Annotated in this window: 6 protein-coding genes; 2 read left to right on the top strand and 4 right to left on the bottom strand. The window is 51.3% G+C overall.

The window, feature by feature from the left end; genetic code table 11:
* Positions 1-657: 657 nt before the first annotated feature.
* Genes DXA57_RS16845 through DXA57_RS16830 form a run of 4 tightly spaced genes read right to left on the bottom strand, consistent with a single transcriptional unit; the run spans position 658 to position 5,168 of the window.
* A complete protein-coding gene (locus tag DXA57_RS16845) occupies positions 658-1,881 on the bottom strand; it encodes an AI-2E family transporter (protein WP_158571358.1) in 1,224 nt (407 codons plus the stop codon).
* Positions 1,878-2,525 (bottom strand): potassium channel family protein, encoded by a 648-nt coding sequence (locus DXA57_RS16840; protein ID WP_117768417.1) that lies wholly within the window; start codon positions 2,523-2,525, stop codon positions 1,878-1,880. The genes DXA57_RS16845 and DXA57_RS16840 overlap by 4 nt, the downstream gene beginning before the upstream one ends.
* Positions 2,526-2,544: 19 nt before the next feature.
* Positions 2,545-3,885: a TrkH family potassium uptake protein gene (locus tag DXA57_RS16835; protein WP_117768416.1), complete on the bottom strand. Its 1,341-nt coding sequence runs from the start codon at positions 3,883-3,885 to the stop codon at positions 2,545-2,547.
* A 32-nt stretch (positions 3,886-3,917) separates the two neighbouring features.
* On the bottom strand, positions 3,918-5,168 hold the full coding sequence (locus DXA57_RS16830; RefSeq protein ID WP_117768415.1) for an HlyC/CorC family transporter: 1,251 nt from the start codon (positions 5,166-5,168) through the stop codon (positions 3,918-3,920).
* Positions 5,169-5,476: 308 nt separating this feature from the next.
* Between DXA57_RS16830 and DXA57_RS16825 the strand changes: the two genes are divergently transcribed.
* Positions 5,477-6,541, top strand: a complete 1,065-nt coding sequence (locus tag DXA57_RS16825; RefSeq protein WP_199612774.1) for a sensor histidine kinase — start codon at positions 5,477-5,479, stop codon at positions 6,539-6,541.
* On the top strand, positions 6,531-7,244 hold the full coding sequence (locus DXA57_RS16820) for a response regulator transcription factor (RefSeq protein WP_117768413.1): 714 nt from the start codon (positions 6,531-6,533) through the stop codon (positions 7,242-7,244). Before DXA57_RS16825 ends, DXA57_RS16820 begins: the two co-directional genes overlap by 11 nt.
* Positions 7,245-7,758: the final 514 nt, after the last annotated feature.

Here is a 7,758-nt window from a genome sequence, read left to right as displayed (position 1 = left end):
CGGTAAAGGTCTGCTCCCGCAATGCATCATCCATCTTTTTATAATTTGCAAGCAAATTGTCTGCGCTGCCGGAAATCGCTGTCAAAGTTTTCCTCAAAAACTTGGCACCCTCTTTCAAAAAACTTCTTCTGCCCCTGATCCCCCTCTACTTAGCTAAGTGAATCAGAGGCCGGTTTTGTCCCAGATTTCTTGAAAAAGTTTCGGAGACGGCGAAACAATCTCTGTGCGCTGCTCCAAATTGCCCTTTCTACTTTCCAACGGACAAAATGATGCGGTCTGTCACGGTTCTGCCTCGCGAGTGGTTTCCTCTCACTTTACAACGGACAAAATTCTTGCAAATTAGGGGGTAGCGCGAAAAATTTTCCTTCCATATAACACACGGACATGTTTTTGCCTTTTGTCCGGAAAAAGATGCGCGATATTTTCAAAAAGCCTTCTACTATACAACGGACATTTTTCTGCCGTTTTTTAAGTATCGGAGAAGAAAAAATGTCCCTGCTTTTGAAAAAGCGGGGACATCACGATCTGCGGATATTGAGATTTGAGAGAACAGCAAGCACAGCCGCTGTCCGGACACGCGGCGATTTTGGGAGTATCCCAAGCCCTTTGCATTTGGCATACAGCCCAATGCTCAGAAGTTATCCGATTATGAATCATTCAGTGCCGAGCACTTGCTTTCTTCATGAACTTCAGATAAAGACTGTACAGCACGGCGCAGACGGGAACGCTGAACAGCATCCCGAAGATGCCGAATGCTTCGCCGCCGATTGTGACAGCCATCAGCACCAACAGTCCGGGAAGCCCAACGGACTTACCGACCACCTTGGGATAAATCAGGTTGCCCTCCACCTGCTGCAAAACGAGCAAAAAGAGAATGAACCACAGAGCCTTGCCGGGTTCTGCCAGCAGGATCAAAAACGCACCAAGACCGCCGCCGATCCATGCGCCGAAAATCGGCACCAGCGCAGTAACAGCCACAAACGCCGAGACCGCACCGGCATACGGGATCCCAAGGATCAGCATTTCAAAGAAGCACAGAACGCCGATGATGACCGCTTCGGTAAGCTGCCCGCTGACAAAGTTTGTGAAGGTCTGGTTGGTCAGAGAGGCAATACTCAGAAGCCGCTGCGCCTTCTTTTGCGGAAGGACTGTCACAATGAGTTTTTTCAAATGTGCTGCAATGACTTCTTTCTTTGCAAGCAGATACAGCGCAAAAACAAGTCCCAAGAGAACATCCACCAAAACCGACAGGACAGAGGTTGCTGCGCCCCACGTCACGGTGAGGATGTCGCTTCCCTCGTCGCTGATCAAGGCGGTGACCTTCTCGATCAACAGGTCAGAGTCTATGGCGTATTCGGGCAGGACGATGTTATATTTTGCGGCAAACTGGACAACGCCTGTCCACCACCGTCCAATCTCTTCCACATAGAGCGGAATGTTTTGGATAAACTCATCGCCGGATTCCCGCAGGCTGGGGATCATCATAAACACCACAGCAAACAGAATTCCGAGGACAAGTACGGTGCTTGCTGTCAGGCACACAGGGCGGACCAGCTTTGCAGGAGCTTTGCGGCACACTTTGTTCCAGCAGCATTCCAACGGTCGAAGGACTACGTTGATCAAAAAAGCAATCGCGCCGCCGATCAAAAACGGAGTGAACAGCGCAAGCACCTTGCCGAGAAACCGCAAAACAGCGTCATGGTTTACCAGCGCCCATGCGAATATGATCAGCAGCACCAGTGCGCGGGTAATATAGCGAATGATCGTCTTGTCCGGCCACTTGCTTCCCTGCGGCGCGGGATCCCCGTTTCTGTCACCGGCTGTGTTTTGTAGTTTTTTCTCAATGTACTTCCTTTCTGTCAGTATGGGAGGCCCTTTCAAATCCGAAAGCACTTTTGCAGAGCTTTATACTCACCCAACGCCAAAATCGTAATGTCATCGGACAATATGGTGTCCGGCGTAACGAAAACATCCGTTTTTCCTGCGCGTTTGATGCCAAGAATGTTGATGCCAAACTTTCTGCGGACGTTCAGCTCACCAACGCTTTTCCCGATCCACGCCTCCGGCACCTGCACTTCAAAGATGGCGTGCTGCTCGTCAATCTCTATGTAGTCGAAAATATGGTCGGCAGTGAATCGGATCGCCGCCCATTTTGCCATCTGCTTTTCAGGGTAGACCACGTTATCTGCGCCGTTGCGGAGCAGAAACTTCGCCTGCACATCGCGTTCGGCGCGGGATACCACGCATTTGGCACCCAGCTCTTTCAGCAGCGAGGTGGTCTCCAGCGAGTTCTGGAAGCTGCCGCTGATAGTCACAAAACAAACATCAAAATTTCCGATACCGAGCGAACGCAGAAACTCCGCATTGGTGCTGTCGCCGATCTGTGCGTTGGTGACAAACGGAAGCACATCGTTGATCCGTTCCTCATTGGTATCGACTGCCATGACCTGATGCCCCAGTTGAGAGAGCTGCATGGCGATATGCCGCCCAAAGCGGCCTGCTCCAATCAATAAAACATTTTTCATGGGATAGATGCTCCTTTGCTTATCCAATCGTGATGCTTTCCTGCGGCAGCTTTGCGCTGCCGGTTTTCTTGCTGGAAACCGCCGCATAAATGAGTGTAAGCCCGCCGACTCTGCCCAGATACATCAGCGCGATCAATACCATTTGCGAGGGAATATGCAGCTGCGGCGTAATACCCAATGTCAGTCCAACCGTGCCTACTGCCGACGCTGCTTCATACAGGCAGGAGGACAGCGGGAGATCCTCGTATACGCTGATAAAAACACCTCCGCCAAAGAACAGCGCAAGGTACATCGTCAGGATGGTCGCGGCGGTTTTGACGGCGCTGCAATCGACTCTGCGCCCAAAGAACTGGGCGCTGTCCCGCTGACGGAAGGTCGCGGCAGCATTGGCAAGCAGAACTGCCAGCGTGGTGGTTTTCATGCCGCCTGCCGTGGAGCCGGGAGAACCGCCAATGAGCATCAGAAGAATCATCACGCCCATCGATGCGCTGGACATGGCAGATAGATCGACTGTGTTGAAGCCCGCCGTTCTTGGCGTGACCGATTGAAACAGCGCTGCCTGAACCCGCGCTCCGAGGGACAGAGCGTCAAAGTCCACAAAGAAGAAAAACAGCGCCGGAAGAACGATCAGTGTGAGTGTCGTAACGAGAATGACCTTACTTTGCAATCGATAATGGTGGAAGTGCAGTTTGTTTTCGCAAATGTCATCCCACGTCAAGAACCCGATGCCGCCGGTGATAATCAGCAGCATGATCGTGATATTGACCACAGGATTTTGGACATAACCGGTAAGGGACGGATACAAGCTATTGTTCGTTCCCAGAATGTCAAACCCGGCGTTGCAAAAGGCGGAGATGGAGTGGAATACCGCCATCCAAATCCCGTGCCATCCGTAGTCGCGGCAAAACACCGGCAGCATGGCAAGCGCGCCGGTCAGTTCGATCAGAAATGTCCCTCGCAGGATGAACCTTGTCAGCCGGACGATCCCTCCGACCTTCGGCGCTGAGATGGCGTCCTGCATGGTGCTACGCTGCATCAGAGAGATTCTTCGCCCGGACAGCAGCGCAAACGATGCCGCCACGGTGACAACACCGAGCCCGCCGATCTGAATCAGCGTCAAGATCACCGCTTGACCAAAGCCCGACCAATAGCTGCCGGTATCCTGCACCACAAGGCCCGTTACACAAACAGCGGAGGTCGCGGTGAAGAGTGCTTCATGAAATGGCGTTACGCACCCGGCTGTTGTGGAAAGCGGCAGCATCAGCAGCACTGCGCCCAGCAGAATGACCCCTGCAAAGCCCAATATGATAATTTGAAAAGACGAAAGGCGGCGCTTTCTGCAAAGTATTTCTTCCGGCATCATCCTCACCCCTTATGAATCGCGCGATTGCTTTATTGTTCGCAGGTCAAACACACGTCGCATTGCCTGACTGTGATGAAGGATACCCTGTACGCACTCAGATCGGAGACCGTGATCTCCAAATTCTGAGCGATAAAGGAATCGCCCTTGATGGGGACTCTATTCAGCTGCTCCATGACCCAGCCGCCGACGGAAACACTGTCCGATTCCAGCTTGACGTCAAAGAATTCCATAAAATCCTCCAAGCTGACGGAGCAGTCCACGCGGTAGGTATTCTCTTCCAGCTTTTCAAAATCTTCTTCCACCTCGTCGTGTTCGTCCCAAATTTCACCGACCAGTTCTTCCAGAATATCCTCCATCGTAACAATACCAAGCGTCCCGCCAAAATCGTCTACGACTACGGCGACATGGGACTTCTGATGCTGGAGCATTTTCAAAATATCCCGGATTTTTGTGTGCTGATAGACAAACAGCGGCTCCGTCATAATCTCCGCAATGGTTTGATCCGTCATCTTGCCGTTGATATAGAAGTCCTTCTGATGAAGAACGCCGACGATCTGATCGATAGTATCCCGGTAGACCAGTAGGCGGGAAAAGCGGGACTGCGTAAAGGCTCTGGCAATTTCCTCATGGCTTTCGCCGATGTCCACGGCCTCCAAGTCGATTCGATGGGTCAAAATTTCTGCCGCCGTCAGGTCGCGGAACTCAAGAGCATTGCGCAGCAGCTCGCCCTCGTTTTCGTCAATGCCGCCATCCTGCTCCACGTCCTCCATAAAAAGAAGCAGTTCCTCGTGGGACATTTTTGCGTCGTCATCCGTCTTGAAGAAGCGGGAAACCAGCTTTTTCCACCTGGAAAAGAGAAAATTCAACGGTGTCAGCACCCAAATCCAAAGGCGGATAAAGGGCGCGCTGAACAAAGCAAAGCGTTCAGGGGCGTCCTTTGCAACACTCTTGGGGGTGATCTCACCAAAAATCAAAACAACGATCGTTACAACGACCGTAGAAACCGTCGCGCCGATGTCGCCGTAAAATCCGACGAACAGAAGTGTGCCGATGGACGCTACCATGATATTGACGATATTGTTGCCGATCAGGATGGTGGAAATCAGCTTGTCATAATCTTCGGACAGCTTGAGCGCCAGCGCTGCCCGCTTGTTTCCGTTGTCCGCCAACACCTTGAGGCGGGTCTTATTCAGAGACGAGAATGCCGTTTCTGTGGCGCTGAAATAGGCGGACATGACGATGCAGGCCACCATTGCGAAAATGCTTCCAAAATAATTCATTTCAAACTCCTTTATGTTCTGTTCATACGATCATTTCATGCAAAAAAGACACACCTATACCCGATACCGCAGCAAAGGGCGTAGATATGCCACATACGAACAGACCATATAAGAGCAGTTACCGTTATCATCGCTACTGTCGTTTTCCACAGACTTCTTCCTCCTTTTTGTTGTGTACTTACATCATAGCATTTCTCCGGTGTAGATTCGGTAAAGAAACAAGTGCGGCGCAATATCCTTCCGTGAGAAATCTTGAAGCGTTTCCGCTTATGCGGTATAATAAAGCCGCAATAAATTTCAGGAGAAGCATGATGAAGAACCGTCAACGACAAAAAGATATTCTATTTTCGATCCTTATTTTTGGCAGCGCCTTTGCCGTCAATTTGCTGATTCAGAAGCTCTTTACCACGCAGACACTGGTACCCATGATCTTTGTGTTCGGCGTGTTTTTAATCTCACTGAAAACCCACGGGTATTGCTATGGCATCACTTCGGCTATCGTCAGCGTGTTTGCGGTGAATTTCGCCTTCACCTATCCCTATTATGCCTTCGACTTTTTCGTAGAGGAAAGCATCCTATCCGCCGTCATCATGCTCATCGTCGCCGTTTCCACCAGCACGCTGAACATTCGTATCCGCAATCAGGAGAAGCTTCGCTCAGAAAACGAAAAGGAGAGAATGCGGGGCAATCTGCTGCGGGCGATCTCCCATGACCTGCGCACGCCCCTCACCTCCATATACGGGTCATCCTCCACGCTGATCTCCAAGTATGACGCGCTGTCAAAGGAGCAGCAGCTCAAGCTGTTGGGAGAAATTCAGGAGGACAGCGAATGGCTCATCCGCATGGTGGAAAATCTCCTGTCTGTCACAAGGATCGACGGCGCGAAGGTCGAGGTCGTGAAAACGCCCACTGTTCTGGATGAGTTGATCGACTCCGTTTTGATGAAGTTTTCCAAAAAGCATCCGAATCAGAAGGTCATCACGCAGATACCGGACGAGTTTGTGGACATTCCCATGGACTCGCTCCTTATTGAGCAGGTACTGCTGAATCTTCTGGAAAACGCTGTATTCCACGCAAAAGGCATGACAGAGCTGACGCTTTCCGTTTCGCTCGTAGGGGATAAGGCGGTATTTGAGGTCGCTGACAACGGCTGCGGCATCCCGGAGGATGCGCTTCTAAAGATTTTTGCCGGGAGCTATGAAAAGTCTGCCGCGCCGGTGGACGGGACCCGCAGCAATATGGGGATCGGACTATCTGTGTGTGCCGCCATCGTCAAGGCACACGGCAGTGACATGACCGCAGAAAACAGAAGTGGCGGCGGTGCGGTATTCCGCTTTGCTCTGGAAAGAGGGGGTGAGGACGATGGGCAATAATAAATTCAAGATTCTGATCGTAGAGGATGAGGCCAACATCCGAAGCTTTATCAAAGCCAATCTGGAAACCAGCGACTATCAGGTGCTCTGCGCGGAGACCTGTGCGCTCGGCATGATGATGTACGCTTCCCATCATCCGGACCTCATAATTCTGGATCTCGGTCTGCCAGATCGGGATGGTCTGGACTTGATTCAGAGAGTCCGGGAATCGGACACAGTTCCCATCATTGTGCTCTCCGCCCGTTCCAATGAGAGGGACAAGGTGGAGGCTCTGGATCTGGGGGCGAATGATTATATCACCAAGCCCTTTGGCACGGAGGAACTCTTGGCTCGTATCCGTGCCGCTCTCCGCAGCCATCGGCACAGTGAAGAGAATGAAAGTACCCCTGGCGGGAAATTCCGCCTTCAGGACTTGCTGATCGATTATGATACACGGCAGGTCTTTGTGGGTAAAGAGGAGATCGACCTGACCCAGACGGAATACAACATCATGGCGTTTCTCTCCGTTCACGCCGGAAAGGTGCTGACGTATGCCGCCATCATTCGGGCGGTCTGGGGGTATTCGGACTATGGCAGCGTCAAAAAACTGCAAGTCAACATGAAGAACATCCGCAAGAAAATGGGCGTGACGCCCGGTGAAAAGCGCTACATCATCAACGAGCTTGGCGTCGGATACCGTATGCTGGCGGAGGATGAGACATAGCGCTGCCAAAGTTCTTCGCCGCTTGACAGGTGTGGTACAACACAAATGAGCTTTTTCCGTTTCTATACCAAACGGAGAAGGCTCATTTGTGTTTGAAGGATCAAAGGAGTGAAACGCCTTGTATCTCTCTGCGCCAGTGCGCAGATAAAAAAGCTACCCTGCGCACAAGCAGGGCAGCTTGAATATTCTTAGTAATGTTGCAGCAGGCGATTTTCGCAACTGCGTACCGCCGGCTCCTCTACTCCATTTTTACGCCATTTCTGCGTGGGGATGCGTAGGGAAATAGGAACTTTTATGTTTTGACTTCATCCGAAAATGCCTGTCCTATCAAGCTTTATCGGCATTTGTGCGTTTGCAGAGAGTTTCAGAAACAGGCTCGCTTTCGACGATTAGATGCAACATTTTTACGGACAAGAGAAATCGTCATAACACAATTAGCGAGGCCAGCCATGTACGAACACTGGCCGTCCTCATAGCGTTATTCTATTTTCATCATGCGGTAGCCCACACCAAT

Source organism: Blautia sp. OF03-15BH (assembly GCF_003463065.1).
In the GTDB taxonomy this organism is placed as follows: domain Bacteria; phylum Bacillota; class Clostridia; order Lachnospirales; family Lachnospiraceae; genus Limivivens.
The sequence above is the reverse complement of the archived record's forward strand: the minus strand, read 5'-3'. Positions and strand labels throughout refer to the sequence as shown.

What these genes read in the sequence shown, in the direction of transcription:
- DXA57_RS16840 (WP_117768417.1), bottom strand. Translation starts at nt 2,525, where the DNA reads ATGAAAAATGTTTTATTGATTGGAGCAGGCCGCTTTGGGCGGCATATC.
- DXA57_RS16835 (WP_117768416.1), bottom strand. Translation starts at nt 3,885, where the DNA reads ATGCCGGAAGAAATACTTTGCAGAAAGCGCCGCCTTTCGTCTTTTCAA.
- DXA57_RS16830 (WP_117768415.1), bottom strand. Translation starts at nt 5,168, where the DNA reads ATGAATTATTTTGGAAGCATTTTCGCAATGGTGGCCTGCATCGTCATG.
- DXA57_RS16825 (WP_199612774.1), top strand. Translation starts at nt 5,477, where the DNA reads ATGATGAAGAACCGTCAACGACAAAAAGATATTCTATTTTCGATCCTT.
- DXA57_RS16820 (WP_117768413.1), top strand. Translation starts at nt 6,531, where the DNA reads ATGGGCAATAATAAATTCAAGATTCTGATCGTAGAGGATGAGGCCAAC.